The organism is Micromonospora sp. NPDC047074 (genome assembly GCF_040643815.1).
Taxonomy (GTDB): domain Bacteria; phylum Actinomycetota; class Actinomycetes; order Mycobacteriales; family Micromonosporaceae; genus Micromonospora.
The window spans coordinates 1-23898 of sequence record NZ_JBEYVB010000036.1 but is presented as its reverse complement, the minus strand read 5'-3'; the positions used below and the strand labels follow the sequence as shown (position 1 = coordinate 23898).

21 protein-coding genes are annotated in these 23898 nt (G+C 74.8%); 9 read left to right on the top strand and 12 right to left on the bottom strand.

Annotation, left to right across the window (positions count from 1 at the left end; all coding sequences use genetic code 11):
- Positions 1-18: 18 nt before the first annotated feature.
- Together ABZ809_RS28000 and ABZ809_RS27995 are read left to right on the top strand one after the other, a co-directional pair.
- The gene (locus tag ABZ809_RS28000; protein ID WP_357565602.1) at positions 19-810 is read left to right on the top strand and encodes a TetR family transcriptional regulator; all 792 of its coding nucleotides are present in this window, start codon (positions 19-21) and stop codon (positions 808-810) included.
- Positions 811-917: 107 nt separating this feature from the next.
- On the top strand, positions 918-1586 hold the full coding sequence (locus tag ABZ809_RS27995; RefSeq protein WP_357565601.1) for a hypothetical protein: 669 nt from the start codon (positions 918-920) through the stop codon (positions 1584-1586).
- A gap of 85 nt (positions 1587-1671) precedes the next feature.
- Here ABZ809_RS27995 and ABZ809_RS27990 read toward each other — a convergent pair whose 3' ends face one another.
- Positions 1672-2040, bottom strand: a complete 369-nt coding sequence (locus ABZ809_RS27990; protein WP_357565600.1) for a YciI family protein — start codon at positions 2038-2040, stop codon at positions 1672-1674.
- A gap of 141 nt (positions 2041-2181) precedes the next feature.
- Between ABZ809_RS27990 and ABZ809_RS27985 the strand changes: the two genes are divergently transcribed.
- On the top strand, positions 2182-3297 hold the full coding sequence (locus tag ABZ809_RS27985) for a MerR family transcriptional regulator (protein WP_357565599.1): 1116 nt from the start codon (positions 2182-2184) through the stop codon (positions 3295-3297).
- A gap of 68 nt (positions 3298-3365) precedes the next feature.
- Positions 3366-4094, top strand: a complete 729-nt coding sequence (locus tag ABZ809_RS27980) for a VOC family protein (RefSeq protein ID WP_357565598.1) — start codon at positions 3366-3368, stop codon at positions 4092-4094.
- Positions 4095-4153: 59 nt separating this feature from the next.
- Here ABZ809_RS27980 and ABZ809_RS27975 read toward each other — a convergent pair whose 3' ends face one another.
- The 3 genes from ABZ809_RS27975 to ABZ809_RS27965 all read right to left on the bottom strand — a co-directional run bounded on the left by ABZ809_RS27975 (position 4154) and on the right by ABZ809_RS27965 (position 7629).
- Positions 4154-5299, bottom strand: coding sequence for a DUF6596 domain-containing protein (locus ABZ809_RS27975; protein ID WP_357565597.1), 1146 nt, complete (start codon positions 5297-5299; stop codon positions 4154-4156).
- Positions 5292-5714 carry a YciI family protein gene (locus tag ABZ809_RS27970; protein WP_357565596.1) on the bottom strand — a complete coding sequence of 141 codons (423 nt, stop codon included), beginning with the start codon at positions 5712-5714 and terminating at the stop codon, positions 5292-5294. The genes ABZ809_RS27975 and ABZ809_RS27970 overlap by 8 nt, the downstream gene beginning before the upstream one ends.
- Before the next feature lie 106 nt (positions 5715-5820).
- Positions 5821-7629, bottom strand: coding sequence for an ABC transporter ATP-binding protein (locus tag ABZ809_RS27965; protein ID WP_357565595.1), 1809 nt, complete (start codon positions 7627-7629; stop codon positions 5821-5823).
- 77 nt (positions 7630-7706) lie between these two features.
- On the opposite strand from ABZ809_RS27965, the gene ABZ809_RS27960 reads away from it, so the two are divergent.
- On the top strand, positions 7707-8132 hold the full coding sequence (locus tag ABZ809_RS27960; protein ID WP_357565594.1) for a MarR family transcriptional regulator: 426 nt from the start codon (positions 7707-7709) through the stop codon (positions 8130-8132).
- A gap of 309 nt (positions 8133-8441) precedes the next feature.
- Positions 8442-10226 carry an N-acetylglutaminylglutamine amidotransferase gene (locus ABZ809_RS27955; protein ID WP_357565593.1) on the top strand — a complete coding sequence of 595 codons (1785 nt, stop codon included), beginning with the start codon at positions 8442-8444 and terminating at the stop codon, positions 10224-10226.
- Between the two features lie 57 nt (positions 10227-10283).
- Here ABZ809_RS27955 and ABZ809_RS27950 read toward each other — a convergent pair whose 3' ends face one another.
- From ABZ809_RS27950 to ABZ809_RS27915, 8 genes are all read right to left on the bottom strand, one after another.
- Positions 10284-11417, bottom strand: coding sequence for a glutamate--cysteine ligase (locus tag ABZ809_RS27950; RefSeq protein ID WP_357565592.1), 1134 nt, complete (start codon positions 11415-11417; stop codon positions 10284-10286).
- Between the two features lie 116 nt (positions 11418-11533).
- On the bottom strand, positions 11534-12745 hold the full coding sequence (locus ABZ809_RS27945; RefSeq protein ID WP_357565591.1) for an RNA polymerase sigma factor: 1212 nt from the start codon (positions 12743-12745) through the stop codon (positions 11534-11536).
- Between the two features lie 2 nt (positions 12746-12747).
- Positions 12748-13098 (bottom strand): YciI family protein, encoded by a 351-nt coding sequence (locus tag ABZ809_RS27940; RefSeq protein ID WP_357565590.1) that lies wholly within the window; start codon positions 13096-13098, stop codon positions 12748-12750.
- A 194-nt stretch (positions 13099-13292) separates the two neighbouring features.
- Positions 13293-16118, bottom strand: coding sequence for a hypothetical protein (locus ABZ809_RS27935; protein WP_357565589.1), 2826 nt, complete (start codon positions 16116-16118; stop codon positions 13293-13295).
- Positions 16115-17224, bottom strand: a complete 1110-nt coding sequence (locus tag ABZ809_RS27930; RefSeq protein WP_357565588.1) for an AAA family ATPase — start codon at positions 17222-17224, stop codon at positions 16115-16117. The genes ABZ809_RS27935 and ABZ809_RS27930 overlap by 4 nt, the downstream gene beginning before the upstream one ends.
- A 16-nt stretch (positions 17225-17240) precedes the next feature.
- Entirely contained in the window at positions 17241-18596 is a 1356-nt protein-coding gene (locus ABZ809_RS27925) for a VWA domain-containing protein (RefSeq protein WP_357565587.1), read from the bottom strand.
- Positions 18593-19999 (bottom strand): hypothetical protein, encoded by a 1407-nt coding sequence (locus ABZ809_RS27920; protein WP_357565586.1) that lies wholly within the window; start codon positions 19997-19999, stop codon positions 18593-18595. The genes ABZ809_RS27925 and ABZ809_RS27920 overlap by 4 nt, the downstream gene beginning before the upstream one ends.
- Positions 19999-20505: a hypothetical protein gene (locus tag ABZ809_RS27915; RefSeq protein ID WP_357565585.1), complete on the bottom strand. Its 507-nt coding sequence runs from the start codon at positions 20503-20505 to the stop codon at positions 19999-20001. Before ABZ809_RS27915 ends, ABZ809_RS27920 begins: the two co-directional genes overlap by 1 nt.
- 442 nt (positions 20506-20947) lie before the next feature.
- On the opposite strand from ABZ809_RS27915, the gene fxsA reads away from it, so the two are divergent.
- The 3 genes from fxsA to ABZ809_RS27900 form a co-directional block, all read left to right on the top strand.
- A complete protein-coding gene (gene fxsA / locus ABZ809_RS27910) occupies positions 20948-21139 on the top strand; it encodes an FxSxx-COOH cyclophane-containing RiPP peptide (RefSeq protein WP_357565584.1) in 192 nt (63 codons plus the stop codon).
- A 1-nt stretch (position 21140) separates the two neighbouring features.
- Positions 21141-22469 carry an FxsB family cyclophane-forming radical SAM/SPASM peptide maturase gene (locus ABZ809_RS27905; protein ID WP_357565583.1) on the top strand — a complete coding sequence of 443 codons (1329 nt, stop codon included), beginning with the start codon at positions 21141-21143 and terminating at the stop codon, positions 22467-22469.
- 3 nt (positions 22470-22472) lie between these two features.
- On the top strand, positions 22473-23898 hold a 1426-nt coding region (locus tag ABZ809_RS27900), incomplete at its 3' end, for an HEXXH motif-containing putative peptide modification protein (RefSeq protein WP_357565582.1).

Below are 23898 nucleotides of genomic sequence, written 5' to 3'. Positions count from 1 at the left end.
CCGGATAGGCTGGCCGCCATGACCGTGGAGGCTCCCGACGACACGCGTACCCGGATCCTGCGGGCCGCGCTCGACCTGTTCGCCGAGCACGGCTACCAGCGCACCTCGCTACGCCAGATCGCCGAGCGGCTGCGGCTGACCAAGGCCGCGATCCTCTACCACTTCCCCGCCAAGGAACACCTGCTCATCGCCCTGGTCGAGCCGCTGGTGGCCGACCTGGAGGCGCTGCTCGACGCGGCCGAGGCGGGGCCGCCGGAGCGGGCCCGGTGGGCGCTGCTGGAGGGCTGGGTGGACACCATGCTGCTCCACCGCCGCCCACTCGGCATGCTCTTCCACGACATCGCGCTGATCACCAAGGGCGACACCCACCACCGCCTGATCCGGATCGCCATGCGCGCCAACCACGTGATCGCGGGGCCGGACGCCGGGCGCCGGGAGCGGGTCCGGGCGGTGCAGGCGGTCGCCGCGTGCAGCGACCCGGTGGTCTTCTTCACCGACGTGCCGGACGAGGTGCTGCGCGCCGACATGCTCGACGGCGTACGCCGGCTGCTCGGCGATCCGCCCGCGCCCGCCGGGCCGGCCGGCGACGGGCGGGAGTCCACTGCCGACGGACGGGAATCCGGCGCCGGCGGCGGCCCGGCGCTAGGCCGGCGGCGACCCGGCCGGCCGAGGGCGATGAGCCCTGATCAGGTCGAACGGGCCCGCCGGATGCACGCCGACGGCACGCACGCGGTCGACGAGATCGCGACGGCACTGGGGGTCTCGCGGGCCACCGTCTACCGCCACCTCGACGCGGCGTCGCAGCAATAATGAGACGGGTTGTCAGACTGTTCTGAGACGGCGCGACGAACGCGGTGGCGGTCCGGCACTGGCGGGGGCGCACTACGCTGCGGCCCTCCCCATCGAAAGGAACAACCATGCGCAGGACGCTGCTGCCGTTGACCGCGCTCGCCCTGGTCCTCGTGGCGGGCGGGTGCAAGGTCGAGATCAACGGCGGCGATACACCGGGCCCCGGCGGTACGACCGTGCCGTCGGACTCACCGGTGGCCGACCCGCCGTTCGGCGACGGCAGCAGCGCGAACGACAACGTCTCGCCACCCGCCGCGCAGCCCGCCAAGGTCCCCGCGCTGACCTGCGACCAGGTGGCCGAATCGGAGCTGGGCAGCACCAAGGTGCGGTACAACGACTACCCCGACCCGATCCCGCTGACCGAGGGGCGCTGGGCCGGTGAGGACGGCGTGGTGGTCACCCTGCAACCGCCGTGCGCGATCGGTGACCTGACCGGCGACGGCGCCCCCGACGCACTGCGCGCGGTCATGCTCGACGGCGGCGGAACGGGCAAGTTCTGGGGCATCGTGCTCTGGCGCAACGTCAAGGGCGCCCCGGCCTATGTCGGCACGGCCGATATCGGCGACCGCACCCCGATCGAGAAGGTCACCATCAGCGCCGGCCAGGCGCAGGTGGTCTATCTGACCCGACCCGACGACGCCTCGATGGCCGAGTTGGTGATCGAGCGGACGGCCACCTACCGGCTCATCGGCGACAAGCTGGAGGAGATCGGGTACGTCGACAAGCCGCACTCCTAGTCCGCGCTGACCCGGGGACCGGGTACCGGTACCCGGTCCCCGGTCCCCGGGTCTTCCTCGATCCGACATCGTCAGGGCGTCGTCGTCACCTGTCGGCACGGCGGAGCATCGCGTCCGTCTCGGGATCGGGCATGAGCTCCCGGACCTCCTGCGCGCAGCGGCAGGCGTCGGCAAACCTGGCAGCCCAGCTCAGCGCCTCCTCGCGGGCGGCCACGTCGATTATCACGAACCCGCCGAGGAACTCCCCGGTCTGCGGGTGAGGGACATCGGTGACCGTCCCGTCCGTGGCCACGACGCTCGCCCGCTGGCGTTCGATTCCCGCGCCGAACACGAAGACGCCGGCGTTCACGGCGTCCTGGACCACCGCGTGCGAGGCCTTGCCCACGTCGGGCCAGTCCTCGTCGGGGATGTGGTCCATCGCGCCGTCGTTGAACGAGACCACGTACCGGGCCATCCCATGTCTCCCTTGTCCCGGCGGCCGCGTACAGCCGCCTCTCGTCTGCTCTCCGAACGGCTCGCGCCGGATCCGAGGCTATGCCAGGCCGGCCGCGAAGCGCTTGCTCCTCACGCGGCGTCATGCCACATAGTCGGTGGCGTGGAGGAGCACCTGACCGTGGGGCGGGTGGCGCAGTTGGCCGGCGTCAGCGTCCGCACCCTGCATCACTACGACGAGATCGGCCTCCTGCAGCCGTCCACCCGGACTGCGGCCGGGCACCGGGCCTACTCCGCGGGCGACGTGGAGCGGCTCCGGGAGGTGCTCGCCTACCGGCGGCTCGGCTTCGGACTGCGGGAGATCGCGGCTCTGGTCGACGATCCGGCCACCGACGCGGTCGCGCACCTGTGCCGGCTGCGCGGCCTGCTGATGGACCAGCGCGACCGCGCCGCTGCCATGGTGACGGCCATAGACAGGGAACTGGAGGCACGGGCAATGGGAATCAGGACGACACCGGAGGAGCAGCTGAAAGTGTTCGGCGCACAGTTGTACGACGTCATCGGATCCGCCTACCCGGCGACGCGGCGCACCGAGCCACGGATCGCCGCGCGCATCTGGGATGCGCTGGGGGACGCCCGAACGGTGTTGAACGTCGGGGCCGGCACCGGCTCCTACGAGCCACCCGACCGCGACGTCACGGCGGTGGAACCGTCGGCGGTCATGCGGGCGCTGCGTCCGCCGGGCGCGGCGCCGTGCGTGGCCGCCGCCGCGGAGAGCCTGCCGTTCGAGGACCAGTCCTTCGACGCCGCGATGGCGGTCAGCACCGTCCATCACTGGCCGGACCCGGTCGCCGGGCTGCGTGAGATGCGGCGGGTGGCCCGTCGCGTGGTGGTGTTCACGTACGACGCCGACGACACCGGCTGGCGGCAGCGCTTCTGGCTCACCCGCGACTACCTGCCCGAGTTCGCAGAACTCCTCGTCGGCTGGCCGTCCCTGGCCGACCTGACCCGCGCGATCGGGGGACGCGCGGAGCCGCTACTCGTCCCGTGGGACTGCGCTGACGGCTTCTTCGAGGCACACTGGCGCCGGCCCGAGGCGTACCTGGACGAGCATGTCCGCCGCGCGGTCTCGGTGTGGACCAGAGTCGGACCGCAGGCCGAGCAACGGGCGGTCAGCGCACTCCGCGCAGACCTCTCCTCAGGCCGGTGGGCCGAGCGCAACCGCGATCTCGTCGCCCTCGACGCCGCCGAACTCGGCCTCCGCCTGCTCGTGGCCTGAACCACTGCGCGCGAGATCGCCACCAGGGGGCGATCTCGTCGTGCCAGGCTGCCGATAGCATCGCCGGCGTGGCGACGCGGCTTGTGCAGATCAACATGAAGGCTCGGGACGACTCCGCGCTGGGCGGTTTCTGGGCGGAGGTGCTCGGCTGGGGAGTCTCCAGCGAGGGACCCGGCGTGACGAACCTCGAACCCGAGGGCTTCGTCTACCCCGACCCCGTCGCTGTCTGCATCGACCTCGTCGTCTCTCCGGAACCCAAGACGGTGAAGAACCGCGTGCACGTCGATCTCGCCACCACCTCGGCGGCCCATCAGGCGGAGCTGATCGCGCGCCTGAGGCAGCTCGGCGCGACGCCTGCCGACGTGGGCCAGGGCGACGCCCCGTGGACGGTCATGGCCGACCCGGAGGGCAACGAGTTCTGCGTGCTGGACTGGCACGACCCGATCCGGGACACCGGACCCATCGCCACGGTGGTGGTCGACTGCGTGGATCCGCGAGCCATGGCCAGCTTCTGGGGCCAGGCCATGGACTGGACCGTGCACAAGGTGACCGACCAGAACGCGGTCCTGCGCTCCGCCCAGGGCGTCGGCCCGTATCTGCAGTTCCTCCGCACGCCCGACGTGAAGACCGGGTGGAACCGCGTCCATCTCGACCTCCGCCCGTACCCGGGTGACGACCTGGAGGCCGAGGCGGCCAGACTGCGGGCTCTGGGCGCCACCGCCATCGACCTGGATGTCCCGTGGAGGGTCCTCGCCGACCCGGAAGGCAACGAGTTCTGCCTCCTCACCCCGGCCTGACCCACACCCTCGGCCCTGCGCACGGCAGGTCCCGTCGTTGAATGTCCGAGCGCGACCCGTCAGCGACGCATGCGGGCGTTGAGGCGGGCCGCCTGGCGGGTCAGGTGGTCGCGCTCGGCGAGGTTGGGCGCCCGGTGGGCCGCCTCGGCGTACCACCGGGCCGCCGTCGGCAGGTCGCCGTCGCGCTCGTGCAGGTACGCCGCCACCGCCGCGTACCGCGGCAGTGACCCGTCCAGCGCCGCGAGCGCCGCCAGGCCCGCGCGCGGCCCGTCGGCCTCGCCGACCGCCACCGCCCGGTTGAGCCGGACGACCGGGCTGTCGGTGAGGCGCGCCAGTTCGTCGTACCACTCGACGATCTGCACCCAGTCGGTCTCCTCGGCGGCGGGCGCGTCGGCGTGCAGCGCCGCGATCGCGGCCTGGGCCTGGAACTCGCCCAGCCGGTCGCGGGCGAGGGCCGCCTGGAGGACGTCGACGCCCTCGGCGATCGACGTGGTGTCCCACCGGCCGCGGTCCTGCGCGGCGAGCGGCACCAGGCTGCCGTCCGGCGCGCGCCGGGTGGCGCGCCGGGCGTGGTGCAGCAGCATGAGGGCGAGCAGCCCCGCCACCTCGGGATGGTCGATCACCGCCGCGAGCTGCCGGGTGAGCCGGATGGCCTCGGCGGCGAGGTCGACGTCGCCGGAGTATCCCTCGTTGAAGACCAGGTAGAGCACGCGCAGCACGGTGGCGACGTCGCCGGGCTGGTCGAACCGTACGCCGGAGACCGTGCGCTTGGCCCGGCTGATGCGCTGCGCCATGGTCGCCTCGGGCACCAGGTACGCCTGGGCGATCTGCCGGGTGGTCAGCCCGCCGACGGCGCGCAGCGTGAGCGCGACCGCCGACGACGGCGTCAGCGACGGGTGGGCGCAGAGGAAGTAGAGCTGGAGCGTGTCGTCCACGGCGGGTACGGGCCCGGGCGCCGGCTCCTCGTCGACGCGGTCCTCCCGCCGGCGGCGGGAGGCGTCGGCCCGGGCCGCGTCGAGGAAGCGGTGCCAGGCCACCGTGACCAGCCAGCCCTTCGGGTCCCGGGGCGGGTCGGCCGGCCAGGCGCGGACCGCCTCGACCAACGCGTCCTGCACGGCGTCCTCGGCCGCCACGAAGTCGGCTCCGCGGCGGACGAGGACGCCGAGCACGGCCGGCGTGAGGCTCCGGAGCAGGGCCTCATCCATGCGCGAGGCACTCCGTGATGGTGGGTGGCTCGGTGAGGAAGGGGCGCAGCTCCAGCCACTCGTGGATCGGCTTCCCGCCCGCCCCGGGGGCGGCCGACAGCTTCCCGGCCAGCTCGACGGCGCGCTCGTAGCTGTCGACGTCGATCACCATCCAGCCGGCGATGAGGTCCTTGGTCTCGGCGAACGGGCCGTCGGTGACCGGCGGGCGCCCCTCACCGTCGTACCGGACGAACGTCCCCTCGGGGGCGAGCGCCTGGCCGTCGACGAACTCGCCGGTCTCCTCGAGCCGGGCCGCGAAGTCGTTCATGTACCGCACATGCGCCGAGATCTCCTCCGGCGTCCACTGGGCCATCGGCACGTCGTTGACGGCGGCCGGGGCGCCCCGGTAGTGCTTCAGCAGCAGGTACTTGGCCATCGCGGTTCTCCTCGGTGCTCGTGCGACCCATTGTCGTCGCGCTCACCCCGGGGACGGAGCCCGCCACGGGTTCTCGACATCGCCCGCCGGATTCTTTCCAGGAATTTCAGACGCGGTGCGCGGGCGAGGCCAGGGTGGCGTAGCGGCCGGCACGCTCCAGCAGGCTGTCGTGGCTGCCCGACTCGACGATCCGGCCGTGGTCGAGCACGGCGATCCGGTCCGCGTTCCGCACCGTGGAGAGCCGGTGCGCGATGGTGATCGTGGTACGCCCCCGCGCCACCTCGTCGAACGCCCGCTGCACGGCGCGCTCGGTCTCGGTGTCCAGCGCGCTGGTGGCCTCGTCGAGGATCAGGATGCGCGGGTCGCGCAGCAGCGTGCGGGCGATGGCGAGGCGCTGCTTCTCGCCGCCGGAGAAGCGGTGCCCCCGGGAGCCGACGACCGTGTCGTACCCGTCTGGCAGCCCGGCGATCAGGTCGTGGATCTGCGCGGCGCGGGCGGCTGCCTCGATCTGGGCGTCGGTGGCGTCCGGGCGGGCGTAGCGCAGGTTCTCCCGCACGGTGGTGTGCAGCAGGTACGTCTCCTGCCCGACCACGCCCACGATCTCGGCCAGGTCGGCCAGGCGCATCTCGCGCAGGTCGACGCCGTCGATGGTGATCCGGCCACTCGTCGGGTCGTGCAGTCGGCTGACCAGCCCGGCCAGGGTGCTCTTGCCGGAGCCGGTCTCGCCGACCAGGGCGAGACCGGTGCCGGCCGGCACGTCGAGGGTGATCCCAACGACGGCGGCCGTGTCGCTGCCCGGGTAGCGGAAGGTGACGTCGGTGAAGCGCAGGTCGCCCCGCACCCGGCGCGGGTCCACCGCGACCGGCTCGGCGGGGTCGTCCACCTCGACCGGCAGGTCCAGGTACTCGAAGATCCGGGCGAACAGCGCCAGCGAGGCGGTCACCGTGACGCCCACGTTGAACAGGCCCATCAGTGGCCGGAACAGCCCGCCCTGCAACGCGGTGAAGGCGACCAGGGTGCCGATGCTGAGCGTGCCGGCGGCGCCGGGCAGGCCGGCGCTGAGGTAGATGAGCGCCGGGATGGCGGCGAAGATGACACTCATCGAGGCCATCCGCCAGCGGCCGGCGAGCTCGGAGCGCAGCTCCAGGTCGACCAGGCGGGCCGACGAGGCGGCGAAGCGCGTGGTCAGGGCGGGGCCGGTGCCGAGGGTCTTGGCCAGGTGCACGCCGCTGACCGACAGCCCCTCCTCGACGGTGACGTTGAGGTCGGCGAGTTCGCGTTGGCGCCGCGCGGTGATCTCGCGGCGTAGCTGGGCGACCCGGCGGGTCAGCCAGACGGCCGGCGGCAGCACGACCAGGGAGACCAGGGAGAGCTGCCAGGAGAGCGCGACCATCGCCACCGCGGTCGCCACCACGGTGGTCAGGTTGGCGGCGATCGACGTGGCGGTGGAGGTGACGACGCTCTGCATGCCGCCGATGTCGTTGGTGATCCGGGACTGCACCTCGCCGGTGCGGGTGCGGGTGAAGAACGCCAGGGACTGCCGTTGCAGGTGGGTGAAGACGTCGGTGCGCAGCCGGTGCATGACCTGCTGCCCGACCCGGGTGGAGATCCAGGTCTGCGCCACGCCGAGCACCGAGGTCACGCCGGCGACCGCCACCATGCCGGCCACCAGCCAGACCAGCAGCGGCAGGTCGCGCTCCGGCAGGGCCCGGTCGATCACGGCGCGGAGCAGGAAGGGCGAGGCCATGGCGAGCGCCGAGGAGGCCACGATGATCGCGGTGACCGTGGCGAGCGCGCCCCGGTGCCGGGCGAACAGCCCGCCGATGCGCCGCAGCGACACCTGGCGGGCCTGCGCCTTCTCGGCGGCGCTGACCGTGCGGTGGCCGCGGTCGCGGCCGGAGGGGGTGGGTTCCAAAGGGTTACCTCCAGGTTCAGAAGCTGAGGTTACCTCAACATGAGGGAGCAACAGCTTCTGCTGCTACCGTATTCCCCGTGGCGGCAGCGGCGGAGGACGCGGAGGACGGGCTGGCCGAGGCGTTCTGGGCGGTGACCCGACGGCTGCGGCACCGCACCCGGGAGGCGCTCGCGCCGTGGGACGTCACACCCGGCCAGTCCCGGGCGCTCGGCGTGCTGATCCGGCACGGGGCGCTGCGGCTCAGCGCGCTCGCCGAGCACCTCCGTATCGCCCCGCGCTCGGCCACCGAGGTGGTGGACGACCTGGAGGCGCGCGGCCTCGTGCGGCGCCGGCCCGACCCGGCGGACCGGCGCGCGACCCTGGTCACCCCGACCGACGGGGGCGTACGTGCCGGCGCGGCCATCCACGCCGCCCGCCGGACCGCCACGGCTGACCTCTTCGGCCGCCTCGCCCCCGCCGACCGGGAACAGCTCGCCCGCATCCTGCGTACGCTGCGCGACTGACCGACCGCCGACGGCCCGGCGCCGCCCCGACGGCCTGCCCCACCCCCACGGGCGGCATTTCCCCACGGCCCGGCGCCGCCCGGCGGCCTCGCCCTCGGCCTCCGGCGCCGCCCGGCGGCCTGTCCCGCCCCGATTGGCCGGCGCGTCGCCCGGCACGCGTGGGTTTGCCGCACGCCATGCCGGGTAGCCCAGCCGCCCGTCCTGCCGACGGGACCGGGCCCCCAAGAGCGGGAGGCCCGCCACCTGCGGATGTCGACGGGGAGTGGTGACGGTGGGTCCGGTGTCCCGCGACTGCGGTGGCCGCTGACGATGTGCGGCATCGGCGGCGAGGCCAGGTTCGACGGATCGGCGCCGGACACCGACGCGGTGACCCGGATGACCGAGGCGATGCGGTCCCGGGGCCCGGACGGCGAGGGCCTCTGGGACGACGGCTGGGTGGCCCTCGGACACCGCCGGCTCACGGTCATCGACCTCACCGAGGCCGGCGCCCAGCCGATGGTCCGCGCGGACCTCGGCCTGGCGCTGGTCTTCAACGGCTGCGTCTACAACTACCCGGAGCTGCGGGAGGAGTTGCGGGAGGCCGGGCACACCTTTCACTCCACCAGCGACACCGAGGTCGTCCTGGTGGCGTACGCGCAGTGGGGCGAGCACTTCGTCGACCACCTGGTCGGCATGTTCGCCGTGGGCCTGGTGGACCGCCGCCGGCGGCGGCTGGTGCTGGCCCGGGACCGGCTCGGCATCAAGCCGCTCTACCTCGCGGAGTCGCCCGGCCGGCTGCGGTTCGCCTCCACCCTGCCGGCGCTGCTACGGGCCGGCGACGTGGACACCACGATCGATCCGGTGGCGTTGCACCACTACCTCTCGTGGCACTCGATCGTGCCGGCGCCCCGGACCGTCCTGCGCGGGGTGCGCAAGCTCCCCCCGGCCACCGTCCGCGTCGTCGAGGCGGACGGGCGCAGCCGCGAGCACGTCTACTGGCGGCCCGACTACCTGCGCGACCCCGCCCACGCCGGCATGGACGCCCGGGACTGGCGGGCCGCCGTCGGGGACGCGCTGCGCACGGCCGTACGACGCCGGCTCGTCGCCGACGTACCGGTGGGCGTCCTGCTCTCCGGCGGCCTGGACTCCAGCATGATCGTGGCGCTGCTGGCCGAGGCGGGGCAGCGGGACCTCCAGACGTTCAGCATCGGCTTCGACAGCCGGGGCGGCGAGGCCGGCGACGAGTTCCACTACTCCGACCTGGTCGCCCGGGCGTTCGGCACCGACCACCACCGCATCCGGCTCGCCGACGACGACCTGGTCCCGGCGGTACGCCGGACCATCCACGCGATGACCGAGCCGATGGGCAGCCACGACGTGGTCGCCTTCCACCTGCTGTCCGAGCAGGTGGCCCGACACGTCAAGGTGGCCCAGTCCGGCCAGGGCGCCGACGAGGTCTTCGCCGGCTACGGCTACCACCAGCCGCTCGCGCTGGTGCCCCGGGACGGCGCGGCGGCCACCTTCGCGGAGGCGTTCTTCGACCGGGACCACGCCGAGCTGAACCGGGTGGTCGACCCGGCGTACGCCTGCGACCGCGACGCCAGCCGCGAACTGCTCGCGGCGGACCTGGCCGCGCCGGGCGCGGCGACCGCGCTGGACGCGGTGCTGCGCCTGGACACCCACCTGATGCTTCCCGACGACCCGGTCAAGCGGGTGGACGCCATGAGCATGGCGTGGGGGCTGGAGGTGCGCACCCCCTTCCTCGACCAGGACCTGGTCGCGCTCGCCGCCGCCTGCCCGCCCGAGCACAAGGTGGCCGACGGCGGCAAGGGCGTGCTCAAGGAGGTGGCCCGGGAGGTGCTGCCGGCGGAGGTGATCGACCGGCCGAAGGGCTACTTCCCGGTGCCGGCGCTGCGCAACGTCGACGGACCGGTGCGGCACCTCGTCACCGAGGCCCTGGCCGCGCCCGCCGCCCGGGAACGCGGCCTGTTCCGCCGCGAGTACCTCGCCGAACTGCTCGCCGAGCCGGACCGGGCGCAGGCCGCCGCCGGCAGCAACAAGCTGTGGCAACTCGGCCTGCTGGAACTCTGGCTCCAGTCCCACGACATCCGCTGACCACTCCCGCCTGTGCCCGGGGCGGCGCGCTCGGCCAGCCAGCGGGCGCGGGTGGGCTCAGCTGGCGCGGGTCTCGGCGGCCAGGTGCTCCAGGACGGCCCGGACGTCGCCGCCGGTGCGGGCCATGACCCGGCGCTGCCGGGTGGCGCCGTTGCCGTCCCGCCGCACGCGGGCCAGCTGGTCCCGCACGTAGTCGAGGTCGCCGTGCCGGGTCAGGGCCGGCACGAGCGTGTCGACGAGTTCGTCGACCAGTTCCCAGGCCGGACGGGCGCGGCCGGCGCGCAGGTCGATCAGGTCGCCCTCCAGGCCGTCGTGGGCGGCCCGCCAGTGCGCCGCGGAGACCAGGCAGTCGCGGATCCGCCGGGCGGGGACCCCGGCACGGACGTCGTCGGCCAGCGTCGCCACGAGCGCCCGGACCAGCCCCGCGACCAGCACGGTGTCGTCGACGCCCGGGCAGACGTCGCCCACCCGGACCTCCACCGTGGGGTACGCGGCCGACGGGCGCGCGTACCAGTAGACCATCGCCGCGTCGAGCATGATGCCCGCGTTGATCAGCTCGGCCACCGTCGCGTCGTAGTCGGCGGCCGACTCGAAGTGCGGGGTCGGCCCGATGCTGGGCCAGCGCTCCAGTTGCATCGAGCGCCAACTGGCGTGCCCGGTGTCGCGGCCGTCGTGCAGCGGCGAGTTGGCGGTGATCGCCTGCACCACCGGCAGCCACGGCCGCAGGTGGTTGCAGACCTGGACGGCCAGTTCGCGATCGGGCATCCCGACGTGCACGTGACAGGCGCAGACGGCCGGGTCGTGCGCCACCGGCCCGAACCGCCGGGACATCGCGTGGTAGCGCGGTTCGTCCGGCACCGTCCGGTGCGGCTCGTGCACCGGCGTGGCGCCGACCGCGACGAGCCGGGCCCCGGCCGCCTCGGCCGCCTCGCCGGCGGACCGGCGCAGCGCCACCAGGTGCCCGCGCAGCTCGGCCAGGTCGGCGGTGACCGGCGTGACCATCTCCACCATGCTGTGCCGGAACTCCTGCCGGCTCTGGTCGCGGGCCACGCCGGACAGGGCCGTGAGCACCCGGTCGGCGACCGGCAGGCTCTCCCCCGTGCGCGGTTCGAGCAGGAGGTACTCCTCCTCCACCCCGAGCGTCAGGGTGGTCAGGTCGGGGGCGGTGCCACCTGCCGGACGGTACGTCATGGGCGCTCGGCGTCCGTTCGTCGGGCGGCGCGCCGGGCGCCGCGCTGCCGGGTGACCCGGGTTCCCGGCCCGGCGAGTGGGCAAACCCGCAGTACCTGCTGCCGCTCGCCGTGGTGCTATCCGCCGGGCCGCACCGAGGCCGCCCGCGCGGTCAGGAAGGCGCGTTCCGCCGCGTTGTCCGTCCGCTCGGCGGCTGTCCGGTACGCCTGCGCCGCCTCCCCGTCACGGCCCAGCCGCCGCAGCAGGTCGGCCCGGACGGCGTGGAACACGTGGTAGTGCGTCAGGTCGAGCCGCTCGACGGTGGCCAGGGCCGCCGCCGGCCCGGCCACCTCGGCGACCGCGACGGCCCGGTGCAGCGCCACCACCGGCCCCGGGGCGTACGCGGTGAGCTGGTCGTACAGCGTCAGGATCTGCGCCCAGTCGGTGCGGGCGGTGTCGGGCGCGTCGCTGTGCACGGCGGCGATCGCGGCCTGGATCTGGTACGGCCCGGGCCAATCCCGGCGCAGGCAGCGGCGGACCAGGGCCTGCCCCTCGGCGACGAGCCCGACGTCCCACCGGCGACGGTCCTGCTCGGGCAGCGGCACCAGCGCGCCGTCGGCCGTGGTGCGGGCGGGGCGGCGGGCCTCGGTGAGCAGCATCAGCGCCAGCAGCCCCAGCGCCTCCGGCTCGTCCGGCATCAGCTCCACCAGCAGCCGGGCCAGCCGGATCGCCTCCGCGCACAGGTCGTCGCGGACCAGCCGGTCGCCGGAACTGGCCGTGTGCCCCTCGGTGAAGATCAGGTAGAGCACGGCCAGCACGGCGGCCAGCCGGCCCGGCAGGTCGGCGTCGCCGGGCACCCGGTACGGGATCCCGGCATCGCGGATCTTGGCCTTGGCCCGGACGATCCGCTGGGCCATCGTCGCCTCGGGCACCAGGAAGGCGCGGGCGATCTCGGCGGTGCCCATCCCGCCGAGCAGCCGCAGGGTCAGCGCCACCCGGGCGGCCGGGCCGAGCGCCGGGTGGCAGCAGGTGAAGATCAGGCGGAGCCGTTCGTCGCGCACGGGTCCCTCCTCGGCCGGTGCCTCGCGGTCGCGCAGCAGCGCGGCCTGGGCGTGCCGGTCCGCCCGCGACGCCTCCCGCCGCAGCCGGTCGATCGCCCGGTTCCGGGCCGTGGTGATGATCCAGCCGGCGGGGCTGGGCGGCGGCCCGGTCTCGGGCCACCGCGCCACCGCCACGGTGAACGCCTCCTGCACCGCCTCCTCGGCGAGGTCGACGTCGCCGAGGAGGCGGACCAGGACGGCGACAGCGCGCCCGTACTCCGCGCGGAACACCGCCGCCACGTCCGCCACGTTCAGTCTTCGCCCTGGAAGGGGCGCACCTCGATCGGCAGCGTCGTGGCCAGCGCGTACCGCCGGCCCCATGCGAGGGCGGCGTCCAGGTCGCTCGCCCGGAGGATGGTGAAGCCGCCGAGGTACTCCTTGCCCTCGACGAACGGCCCGTCGGTGATCAGCACGTCGCCGTCGGACGGGCGCAGCACGGTGGCGGTGTCCGGCGCGTGCAGCCCCTGGCCGAACACCCAGCACCCGGACGCCTCCAGCTCCTCGCGGATGGCGCCCAGCTCGCGCATCACCCCCGCCAGGAACTCCGGGTCCGGCGTCCCCCCGCCGGTGGGCTGGTAGATGCTGAGCAGGTACTGCCTCATGGCCGCTCCCTCGCGTCGACGGCCGACGTGACTGCCGGCCTCCCATCCTCCACACGAACGGGCCGTCCCCGGATCGACATCCCGCACGTGGATTTCTGGTGGTCGCGCCGCCAGCACGCCGTCCACCGCCAGCGCACGCCGTCCGCCGCCAGCACGCCGTCCACCGCCAGCGCTCCGGCCGGCTCGCCGTGCCGTCAGGCGGGTGCGCCCGCCAACAGCGCGGCCACGGCGTCGCCCGTGTCCGGGTGCGCGGCCAGCAGGGCACTCGGTCCGGCGGGGACACCCGTCGCTGTCGCGCCGTCCTGGCGCCATCCACCGTCGCAGCCGAGAACCGCGGCCACCGCGTCGACAGCCGCCGGGTTGCCGGACAACAGCGCGGTCACCGGCCCGGCCGCGACCACGGGGGCAGCCGGCGCCGGTGGCCGCGCCGACCACGGCGGCACCCAGGCGTCCAGCGCGGGCAGCGACCCGGGGAAGGTACGTGCCGCCTCCCGGACCAGCAGCGGCACCAGTTCCGGGCCGTGCGCGCGCAGGGTGGTGATCAGCGTGGGCAGCCAGGGCAGCAGGACCGGGTCGGGCAGCCGGGCGAACGCGGACGACATCACCTCCACCACGAACGGGGCGAGCCCGGGCACCGGCTCCAGGGCCTGCACGAAGCCGCTGAGGTACTGCGGGAAGGCGGGCACCACCAGCGGGTTGGCGAGCAGTTCCGCGCACCGCTCGCGCAGCTCCGGCAACGGCAGCAGGCCGAGGTGGTGCCGGGCGGCCCAGAGCAGCGCGACCTTGGCCGGCGCCTCCGGGTGGGACTGCGCGACGGCGAGTTCGAGCTGGGACCGGTCGCAGCCCAGGGAGAGTGCCAGGCTCTCCATGCTGAACAGGAAGCCCAGCATCGCCCCGACCTGGCGGACGCCGCTCTCGTCGTCGACGAACGCCGTGGGCAGCAGGGTGCAGTAGTGCGCGTACCCGGTGGTCACGAACGCCTCGCACCAGGCCGGCAGCGGGCCGGTGGCGCGGTGGTGGGCCAGCAGCCGCCGAATCCGGCGCAGCACCTCGGGGGCGTCGTCGACGGTGCGCTCGGCGGCGAGCAGTTCCACCGCCCGGGTGCCGAGCTCGTCGACGAGCCGCGGGCTGTCGAGCAGCCGGATGGCGTCCTCGACGGCCCCCAGCGCGACCGAGGCCGTCGCGTCCGGGCCCCGGACCGCGCGACGCAGGCGCTGCTCCAGCACCTGCTCGACGGTAACCCCCTCGTAGCCCAGCTCGATCAGCGCCCGCTGGTTGCGGCCGAGGGCGAGGTCCCAGCTCTCCTGGATCGAGCGCTGCCCCAACCGGCGCTCGCCCATGATGGGCCGGACCGCGTCGGGGGGCAGCAGGTGCCGCAGCCGCCACAGCAGATCGGAGCAGGGCACCAGCTCCGGATTGGCGTGCAGGTCCACCAGCGCCCGCTGGATCGTGCGCTTCTCCAGGTCCAGCCCGAGCGGGCCGAGCCGGTCGTGCACGTCGCGGGCGAGCGGCGGCAGGGCCTCGTAGCCCACCTGGCCGACCCGGTCCCCGCCGAACAGGATCTCGCAGAGCCGCCGGACGTCCCGCCGCCCCGGGACGACGTCCTTCTCGATGCAGGTGACCGCCGCGTCGGCGAAGTCGTACGGCGTGGGGCGGGCGCGGTTGCGCAGGCCGGCGAGGAGGATCGAGGTCTCGAAGACGGCGATCGCGTCGGCGGTGCTGGCGAGATAGCCGTTGCGTCGGGCCAGCCGGACGATGTCGACGCACCAGCCGCGCAGCTCCGCCTCGTCCAGGCCCCGTGCCGCCGGCGGCTGCGCCAGGTATCCGGAGAGCCGGTCGGCGACCGGGGCCGCGGGCACCGGGCCCCGGGCGGCGCGCCTGCCTGCGGCGCGGGTCCGGGTGCCGCGCTGGCCCTGGAGCTGGAACGGCGACACCCCGGACCGGCTGACCGCCTTCGTCCAGGTCGCCGCCGCGATCGACACCGACCCGGGCGCGAGCCCGAACTGCGCCTCGATGGCGGAGTGACTGGACGGGATCAGCCCGTAGTGCCACCGGGTGCCGGTACGCGGGCTGATCTCGAACGGGGCGTCGGCGGCCAGCCCGAACTGCTCGACCCGGCTGGCCGCGTGGAAGGCCCCGCAGACGTGCAGGCAGTCCGCCGGGTCGACGCCCGAGCGGGCGAGGTGCTCGCGGATCCGGGTCCACATGTAGCGTTCCCGGTCCTCGTCCCGGTCCCGCCGGTCCGAGCCCGCCGGGCGCAGCCGCCGGAACAGGCTGCCGATCAGCACCATCACCTGCCGGTAGGTGTCGTGGTCGGCGTCGGCCAGCGGCTGCTCGACGTACTGGTCCCACCACTCCGACCAGTGCCGGACCTTGCCGTGGTGCAGGAGGTAGGCCTCCAGCTCCGCGAAGCGGGGCCGCAGGTCGCCGATCTCGACTCCGACCGCGTCGCCGTGCAGGGCCGCCTCCTCCTCGGCCTCGGCGGCGGGCTCGCCGTCGCCGTCCGCCGGGGCGTCGTCGGTGTCGCCCGGGCGGCGCGGCGACCACTGGAAGACGTGGTCGGTGGAGCGGTCCACCAGCACCAGCTCGACGCCCGGCGTCTCCAGCGCGTACGCGATGGCCTGGTATTCCGCGCTGGCCTCGGTGATCGGCGCGACCACGCTGAGCGGACCCCAGTCGGCCGGGAAGCCGTCCAGTTCCGAGGCGAACGCCTGCACGGCCACCGGGAGGCGGCAGTTGCGCAGCTCGCCCAGCAGCGGCTGGAGGTCCTCGCAGAGCTCCAGGTAGATCACCTTGGGCTGTTTCGCCCGCAGCCGGCGGACCATGGCCAGCGCCGAGGCCGGCGAGTGGTGGCAGACCGGGAAGATCTCCAGCTCCTCGCCGAGGGCACGGTCGACGTCGTCGACGATGCCGGCGAGGATGTCGGAGACGGCCCCCGAGCTGCCGGCGAAGGCGGTGGCGGCGGCGGTGAGCTGCTCGCGCAACGCGCCGAACGGCCCGGCCGTGGTGGGTGCGGTCACGACAGGGAGGCGATCGCCTGGCGGCCACCGTCGAGGAAGCCCTCCCAACCGCCGTCCTGCTTGGCGCGCGGCTCGACGACCCCGTGCAGGTACTTGTTGAGGATGGCCAGGTCCTCCGGGCTGCGGCGGGCCAGCGAGCCCACCAGCGACCCGGCGAGCGTCTCGGCGCGCAGGGTGCGGTCACCGAAGAACTGGCTGTGCAGGATGGCGTCCTCCAGCACGCCGATCTGCTCGGCGGTGGACAGCGCCGACTCCAGCTTCTCGTCGTCGCTGGTCGCCGAGGAGGCGGCGGCGCGCAGGTCGGCAAAGCTCTGCAACAGGATGTCCAGCAGGGTCGGCGGCACGTCGAGCGTGATCTGGTGCCGGCGCAGCAGTTCCTCGGTGCGGAAGCGGACGATCTCCGCCTCGCTGCGCTTGTTGGTCACCACCGGGATCCGGACGAAGTTGAACCGCCGCTTGAGCGCGGAGGAGAGGTCGTTCACGCCCCGGTCCCGGCTGTTCGCGGTCGCGATGATCGAGAAGCCGGGCCTGGCGAAGACGATGTTGTCGTGGTCCAGCTCGGGGATGCTGACGTACTTCTCCGACAGGATCGAGATCAGGGCGTCCTGCACGTCGCTGGTGGAGCGGGTCAGCTCCTCGAACCGGCCGACGGTGCCCTGCTCCATCGCCGTCATGATCGGCGACGGGATCATCGACTCCCGGGACTGACCCCGGGCGATGACCATGGAGACGTTCCACGAGTACTTGATGTGGTCCTCGGTGGTGCCGGCGGTGCCCTGCACCACCAGCGTCGAATTGCGGCAGACGGCGGCGGCCAGCAGCTCGGCCAGCCAGCTCTTGCCGGTGCCCGGATCGCCGATCAGCAGCAGACCGCGGTCGGAGGCCAGGGTCACGATGCTGCGTTCGACGAACGTGCGGTCGCCGAACCACTTCTGGGGGATCTCCCGGTCGAGGCCGTCGGCCCGCTCCGAACCGAGGATGAACAATCGGACCATCCGCGGGCTGAGCCGCCACGAGAACGGCTTCGGGTCGGTGTCGACCGACTCCAGGAAGTCGAGCTCGTCGGCGTACTTGACCTCGGCGGGGGCACGCAGCATCTCGGACATGAGGGGTTCGTTTCTCCTAGGTGAGGAAGCTCTTGAGCTCGAAGACGAGTTTGCGGATGTGACCGGAGATCACCGGGGTGCCCAGGTCCTTGAAGCGCTGCCGGAACCAGGGGTTGACGCTCTGCTGGCCGGAGCTGTTGACCGAGCCGACCGGGATGAACCGCACGCCGGAGCGGTGCACCGCCTCGATGCCGTCGTACAGCGGCTGGGAGCGGCCGAACTCGTAGAAGTCCGAGATCCACACCATGACCGTGTTCTTCGGCTCGACGATCTTGGGGCGGGCCAGCGCCATCGCGACCGGGCCGTCGTTGCCGCCGCCCAGGTTCGTCCGCAACAGCACCTCGAACGGGTCGTGCACCCACGGCGTCAGGTCCAACGCCCTGGTGTCGAACGCGATCAGGTGCACGTCGACCTTGGGCAGGCCGGCGAAGATCGACGCGAGGATGGTGCAGTTGACCATCGAGTCGACCATCGACCCCGACTGGTCCACGACCACGATCAGCCGGGCCGGCGTGACCCGGCGGGCCGTCTGCCGGTAGTAGAGCCGGTCGACGTAGAGGCGCTCGTCCTCCGGGCTCCAGTTCGTCAGGTTCTGCCAGATGGTGCGGTCGAGGTCGAGGTTGCGGAACACCCGCTTCGGCGGCACCGACCGGTCGACGACGCCGACGCTGGTCTGCTCGACCTGGGTGCGCAGCACCTCGGCGACCTCGTCGACGAACCGGCGGATGAGCGCCTTGGCGTTGGCCAGGGCCACCCCGGAGAGGTTGGACTTGTCCCGCAGCAGTTGCTCGATCAGCGACATGCTCGGCGTCAGCCGGCTGGCCAGCACGGGGTCGGCCAGCACCTCCCGCAGGTGCATCCGCCGGACCAGGTCGCCCTCCAGGCCGGCGAGCACGCCGCCCAGACCGTCGCCGCCCTGCCGGCGCAGCTCGCCGGGCTCCATGCCGAGCGCCTGCTCGAACCAGCCGGCGTCGGACTGCCACCGGGCCAGTTGGCCGGCGTCGACCGCTCCGTGGCCGGTGGCGAACACGTTCAGCAGCAGCTTCGACACCAGGGCGGCCCGGCGTACCTCGGCGGCGCCGGGCCCGCTCGCGGGCTCGGCGCCGCCGGCGTCGGCGGCACCGGCATCCGCCGGCTGGAGCAGGCCGCGCAGCTCGTCGGCGATGGCCGGGAAGCGCTGGACGACGGTGTCCACCGAGACCGCCGGATCCAGCAGGGCGGCGGGCAGGCCCAGGTCGTCGACGACCGCCATGCTGGCCGACTCCAGGGTGGGCTGCTCGTCGGGGTCGAAGAGCCGGGCCAGCAGCCGCCAGTAGAGCACCTGTCGCCGGTTGGCGTCGGCGCGGCTCTCGGGGGTCGGTGAGTCGGTCATCGGCGCAACAACCGTCCCGCGCGCTCGCGCAACACGGCCACGGCGTCGCCCGCCTTCGCCTCGGCCTTGGCGACCTTCGGATCGGTGACCCCGCCCGCCCAGTCGCCGGTGTGCGCGTCGACCGGCCGCCGTTTGACGGTGGCCAGGACCGCCAGCGGCTGGATCAGCCACCGCCCGTCGTCCCACCGGAGCAGGCCGATGCACGCCGAGGAGGCGGCGACCAGCTCGGGGGTGAGCGGGCCGCAGGAGGGCAACCGGTCGACCGCGACGGCGATCGGGTGGCCGTCGAGCACGAAGGCGGTCACGCCGTCGTCGTCCCCCACGGTGTAGCCCTCCACCAGGACCGGCTCGGCGATCCCGACGGGGTGCCGGTCCAGCGGCGCCGACGCCGCCGCGACCGCCGTGGGCAACACGACCCGGGCGGTGGCGAACGGGTCGGCCGGCTCGTCGAGCCTGGCCCGGTCGTCGCGCCAGAGCAGGTCCGCACCGTGCAGCGGCAGACCGGTGACCGTCAGGGCCCGTCGCTGCGCCAACGCGGCCAGCAGCACGGGATGGGCGTCCAGCAGGCGCCACAGCGCCGGCCCGACGATCGTGTCCGCCTTGACCGCGCCGACGGCGCAGCGGACCAGCCGGGGCGCCCCGCCGTCGGCCGGTTCGAGGATCGCGTGCAGCTGTGCCTGCACGGCGGTGTCGTGCTCGTGCACGTCGACGCCGAGCACGAGCAGCCGCCCGGAGACCTCCTCGACGGCGGACGCACCGGTGGTGGCCGCCGCGTCCTGGGCCAGCAGCACGCCGCGGGCCCAGAGATCCGCCCAGCGCCGGGCCGGCGGCTGCGCCATCGTGGCGACCGGCACGCAGGCCCGCAGCTCGGCGGCGAACCCGTCGAGCAGCACCGCCAGCCGGCGCAGGCCGGGCTCGGCGAGCGCCGCCTCGATCGGCGCCCCCGCCGCGTCGACGAGCTCGTGGTCGACGCCAGCCCACCCTGTCACCGCCACCTCGTGCAGCCAGGCGCGCGCGCCGGCACGGGCCGGCGACCCCGCCCCGGCGGGCTCGACCGCGCCCGGCGTCCAGTCGGCGCGGGCCCGGCCCAGCGCGGTGTCGAGCTGCCCGAGCAGCGCGTCGTGGGCCGCGCCGAGCAGCGCGCACCGGGCACCCGCGAGCGCGAGCAGATGCTCCTCGAGCACGGAGCCGGCGGTCACCTTGCCGGCCGCCTCGGTCACCCGGTCACCGAGCGGGGTGGCCGCCAGTGCGCCGGCCAACGCGGCCAGCGCCGCCGCGTCGTCCTCGCCCACCCGGGCGAGCCCCCGCACCAGGGCGTCGTCGAGGCCGGCGACCAGATCGAGGGCGTCGGTCAGGCCGGTCGGGGTGCCGTCGCGCAGGACGGCGAGCTGCGTGCCGAGCATCAGCGGGCCGCCCCGGTGGCCGGGAACCAGTGCAGCTCGGGCAGGGGCGCCGTGCTGCCGGGCAGTTCCAGGTAGGACAAATGGCGCAGGAAGCGGCTGAACACGACGGCGGCGGGGGTCGGCTCGTGCCGCGCGTCCAGGGCGGCGAGCAGCTCTCCGGCGGTGTCCGCCCCGGCGGCGAGGTCGACGCGCAGGTAGCGGGCGACCCGGTCGGCGCCGTACTGGAGCAGGGCCTCCTCGGCCAGGGCCTGCAGGTGCTTGCAGGGGGCGCCGCGCAGCCCGCCGCAGGGGCGGTTGTTGTTGGTGCTGCAGTGGTAGGCGTGGGTGCCGGACGCGATCGACGACACGTAGACCCGTTCGACGTCCGACCCGCTGGAGACCACGCCCTGCAACCGCCCGTCGGCCAACTCCACGAAGGGCACCTTGGCCAGCTTCCGGGGCCGCGCGGGCGGCACCACCCGCACCGTGCTGCGCCGTCGCCACGCGGTCCGTTCCGCGTCAGCCACTGTCCGACCTCCCGTCCGCCGCCGCCCGGCGCCGCCCATGACGATCCGCGCGCCGGAGGGTCTCCGGCGCCGGTGTGACGACAAGGATCATGGACCACGGGTACGACAGGACCATCAGTCGGGTTTGCGGACGGTCGTCGCTCCGGACGCCGCGCCGCCCCTATGCTTCGGACACCGACGGCCACGGGAGGCGGCATGTCACCGGTCATCGCGATTCCGCGCCCCGCCCGGGCCCCACGCCCGACCCGGCGCGCCGCGGCGCAGGGGGCGGCCGACGCTGACCTGGGCCGCGGGTCGACCGGCCGGAGCCGACCCGCGCCAGCGGCCACCCGCGCGGGTGGCCCGGTGTCGAGCCGTCCCGGCCGGCTCCGATGGTGTAGAAAAGGCGGGGTGAGCGCAGCGACGACGCGCGGCCGGAGCCACGATCGCCGGACGGTCCACCATGGCTGACCCCCAGCTGCCGGCCCCGCCCGTGGAGGCGGGCGCCGCCCTGGTGCGGCTGGGCGACCTGCCGTTGGCCGACCTGCTCGCCGGTGCCGGTGACGGGGTCCTGGCCCACGTGCTCGGCACGCTGGCAGCCGGCGACGAGCCGGGCCGGCAACTCGACGTGTCGGCGTTCGAGTCGAGCTTCTGACGTGTCCGCCGGCGCCCCGACGTCGGCCGCCGCGCACCATGCCGACCACGCCGGTGCGGCGGCCGGCGGCGCGCCCCCGGAACCGGTTCCGGCGCACCGTGCGGCCCCGGCCACGGGCGACCCGTCGCCGGCCGCCGACAACGACATGCCGCCACCGCCCCGCGTCCGGCAGCTCGTGCTCAAGGTGCACAGCCGGTGCAATCTGGCGTGCGACCACTGTTACGTCTACCGGCACGCCGACCAGCGGTGGCGGGAGCGGCCACGGGTGATCGCCCCGGGCACCGTGGCCCGGGTCGCGCAACGCCTCGGCGAACACCTGGCGCGACACCGGTCGGACCGGGTACGCGTCGTGCTGCACGGCGGCGAGCCGCTGCTGGCCGGCCCGACGGTGCTCGACCGGATCGTCCGGACCCTGCGCGGGGCGCTGCCCCCGGGCGCGGTGCTCGACGTCGGCGTGCAGACCAACGGGGTGCTGCTGGACGACGAGTTCCTGGCGCTGTGCCACCGGCACGGCATCGACGTCGGGGTCAGCCTCGACGGCGACCGGGCCGCCAACGACCGGCACCGCCGCTACCCCGACGGGCGGGGCAGCTTCGCCGACGTGGCCGCCGCGCTGCGGCTGCTGGGCCGCCCGGAGCACCGGTCACGCTGGGCCGGCCTGCTCTGCACGGTCGACGTGGACAACGACCCGCTGGGCGTCTACGAGTCGCTTGTCGCGTTCGACCCGCCCCGGCTGGACCTGCTGCTGCCGCACGGCAACTGGAGCGCTCCCCCGCCCCGACGGCGTCCCGGCGGCACCGACACCCCGTACGGCGACTGGCTGGTGGCCGTGTTCGACCGCTGGTACCCCACCGCCCCACGGCGGACCGGGATCCGGTTGTTCGAGTCGCTGATCGCGCTGGTGCTCGGCGGCCGCAGCGGCACCCGGGCGCTGGGCTTCGCCGAGCCGGACATCATGACGGTCGAGACCGACGGCACCATCGAGGGCACCGACACCCTGAAGACGACCGACGACGCGTCGATGCGGACCGGCCTCGACGTCTTCCGGCACTCCTTCGACGAGGCACTGCGTCATCCCTCGCTGGCCGGTCGCCCCACGGGCCCGGCCGCCCTGGCCGACCAGTGCCGGGCCTGCCCGGTGCTCAGCGCCTGCGGCGGCGGCCTCTACGCGCACCGGTTCCGGGCCGGTGCGGGATTCGCGCACCCGTCGGTCTACTGCCCGGACCTCTACCGGCTGATCCGGCACGTCCAACGGGTGGTGGCCGCCGACGTCGAGGCCCTCCACCGCCGTGCCCTGGCCGACGCCCCCGCCCGTCCCGCCGGGCGGTGAGCCGTGGTGCTCTCCCCCGCCCAGCTCGCCGGGCTGGCCGCCGGGCACGGCGACGACGCGACGCTGCGGGTGCTGCGCACCGGGCAGCTCGGCCGGCGGCGGCTGCTCACCGTCGCCGCCGCGCGCGCCGGTGGGGACGGGTCGGCGGTGCGGGACAGCCTCGCCCTGCTGGACCGCGCCGAGCGGGCCGACCCGGCGGCGGTCGCCCACGTCCTGGCCCATCCGCCGGTCACCGGCTGGGCCGCCAGCACGCTGCGCGGCGAGCCCGACGCCGGCTACCTGGCCGGGCTGGCGGCCGCCGCCGCCGTCCGCGCGGGCCTGGCCTTCACGCTCGCCGTGCCCTGCCCGGGGGGCGCGCTGCTGCTGCCCACGGTGGGCGGCGCCGTCGGGCTCGGCGCCGGCCGCGCGGTGCTCCGCGGCGCCGCGGGCCGGTACGACGCCGGGGTGGGGCCACCGCCGGGCCTGACGGTGGACGGGCCGGCCGGCGGCCCGCGCCTCCCGGCCGGCTGGTGGCTGCCGTCCCGGCGGATCACCCCGGTCGCCGACGCGCCCCCGGCCGAGGTGCTCGTCGACGACCAGGATCCGTACCGGCACCGGTACCACCAGCCGCCGGTGTCCCGGCTGGACGACGCGGCGGCGGCCCGGCTCGACCGGCTGACCGGGCAGGCGTGGCGCTGGCTCGCCGACCGGCTGCCGGCGCACTCCCGAGGGCTGGCCACGCTGCTGCGGTCGCTGGTGCCACTGACTCCGCCGCCGTCCGGGCACCCGGTCAGCGCGACCAGCCGGGCGGCGCTGGGCGCGATCGCGGTCTCCGTGCCGGCCGACCCGCAGACGCTCGCGCTGCTGCTGGTGCACGAGCTGCAACACACCAAGCTGGGCGCGCTGCTGGACCTGGTGCCGTTGCACGCGCCGGGCGGTCCGGCCCGGTACCGGGCCCCCTGGCGGTGGGATCCGCGCCCGGTCGGCGCCCTGCTCCAGGGCGCGTACGCCCACCTCGGGGTTGCCGAGGTCTGGCGCTGCCGGCGACACGAGGACGTGCGCAGCGCCTTCGAGTACGCGTACTGGCGGGAGCAGACGACGCGGGCCGTGGCGCAGCTGGCCGGCAGCGCGGAGCTGACCGACGACGGGCGGGCGTTCGTGGCCGGCATGGCCGGCACGCTGCGCGGCTGGGGTCGCGACGGCGACGGGCGGGTCGAGGCGGCGGCGCGGGACGTCGCCGACGGCGGGGCGGTGCGCTGGGCGCTGGCCAACCTCGTCCCGGCGGACGAGGACGTGGCCGAGGCGGCACGGGCGTGGCGGCGGGGCGGGGCGCCGTCCGTGCCGCTGCGCCCGCCGGCCGTCGCGCCCGCCCCGGCCCGGCCCGCGCTGGCCGGCGACACCGGGCCGGAGTCGGCGGTGCGGCACCGGCTGCTGGGGGCGGTGCGCCCGG

What these genes read in the sequence shown, in the direction of transcription:
- fxsA (WP_357565584.1), top strand. Translation starts at nt 20,948, where the DNA reads ATGGCTGACCCCCAGCTGCCGGCCCCGCCCGTGGAGGCGGGCGCCGCC.
- ABZ809_RS27975 (WP_357565597.1), bottom strand. Translation starts at nt 5,299, where the DNA reads ATGGATGAGGCCCTGCTCCGGAGCCTCACGCCGGCCGTGCTCGGCGTC.
- ABZ809_RS27920 (WP_357565586.1), bottom strand. Translation starts at nt 19,999, where the DNA reads ATGCTCGGCACGCAGCTCGCCGTCCTGCGCGACGGCACCCCGACCGGC.
- ABZ809_RS27955 (WP_357565593.1), top strand. Translation starts at nt 8,442, where the DNA reads ATGTGCGGCATCGGCGGCGAGGCCAGGTTCGACGGATCGGCGCCGGAC.
- ABZ809_RS27950 (WP_357565592.1), bottom strand. Translation starts at nt 11,417, where the DNA reads ATGACGTACCGTCCGGCAGGTGGCACCGCCCCCGACCTGACCACCCTG.
- ABZ809_RS27970 (WP_357565596.1), bottom strand. Translation starts at nt 5,714, where the DNA reads ATGGCCAAGTACCTGCTGCTGAAGCACTACCGGGGCGCCCCGGCCGCC.
- ABZ809_RS27940 (WP_357565590.1), bottom strand. Translation starts at nt 13,098, where the DNA reads ATGAGGCAGTACCTGCTCAGCATCTACCAGCCCACCGGCGGGGGGACG.
- ABZ809_RS27995 (WP_357565601.1), top strand. Translation starts at nt 918, where the DNA reads ATGCGCAGGACGCTGCTGCCGTTGACCGCGCTCGCCCTGGTCCTCGTG.
- ABZ809_RS27990 (WP_357565600.1), bottom strand. Translation starts at nt 2,040, where the DNA reads ATGGCCCGGTACGTGGTCTCGTTCAACGACGGCGCGATGGACCACATC.
- ABZ809_RS27925 (WP_357565587.1), bottom strand. Translation starts at nt 18,596, where the DNA reads ATGACCGACTCACCGACCCCCGAGAGCCGCGCCGACGCCAACCGGCGA.
- ABZ809_RS28000 (WP_357565602.1), top strand. Translation starts at nt 19, where the DNA reads ATGACCGTGGAGGCTCCCGACGACACGCGTACCCGGATCCTGCGGGCC.
- ABZ809_RS27930 (WP_357565588.1), bottom strand. Translation starts at nt 17,224, where the DNA reads ATGTCCGAGATGCTGCGTGCCCCCGCCGAGGTCAAGTACGCCGACGAG.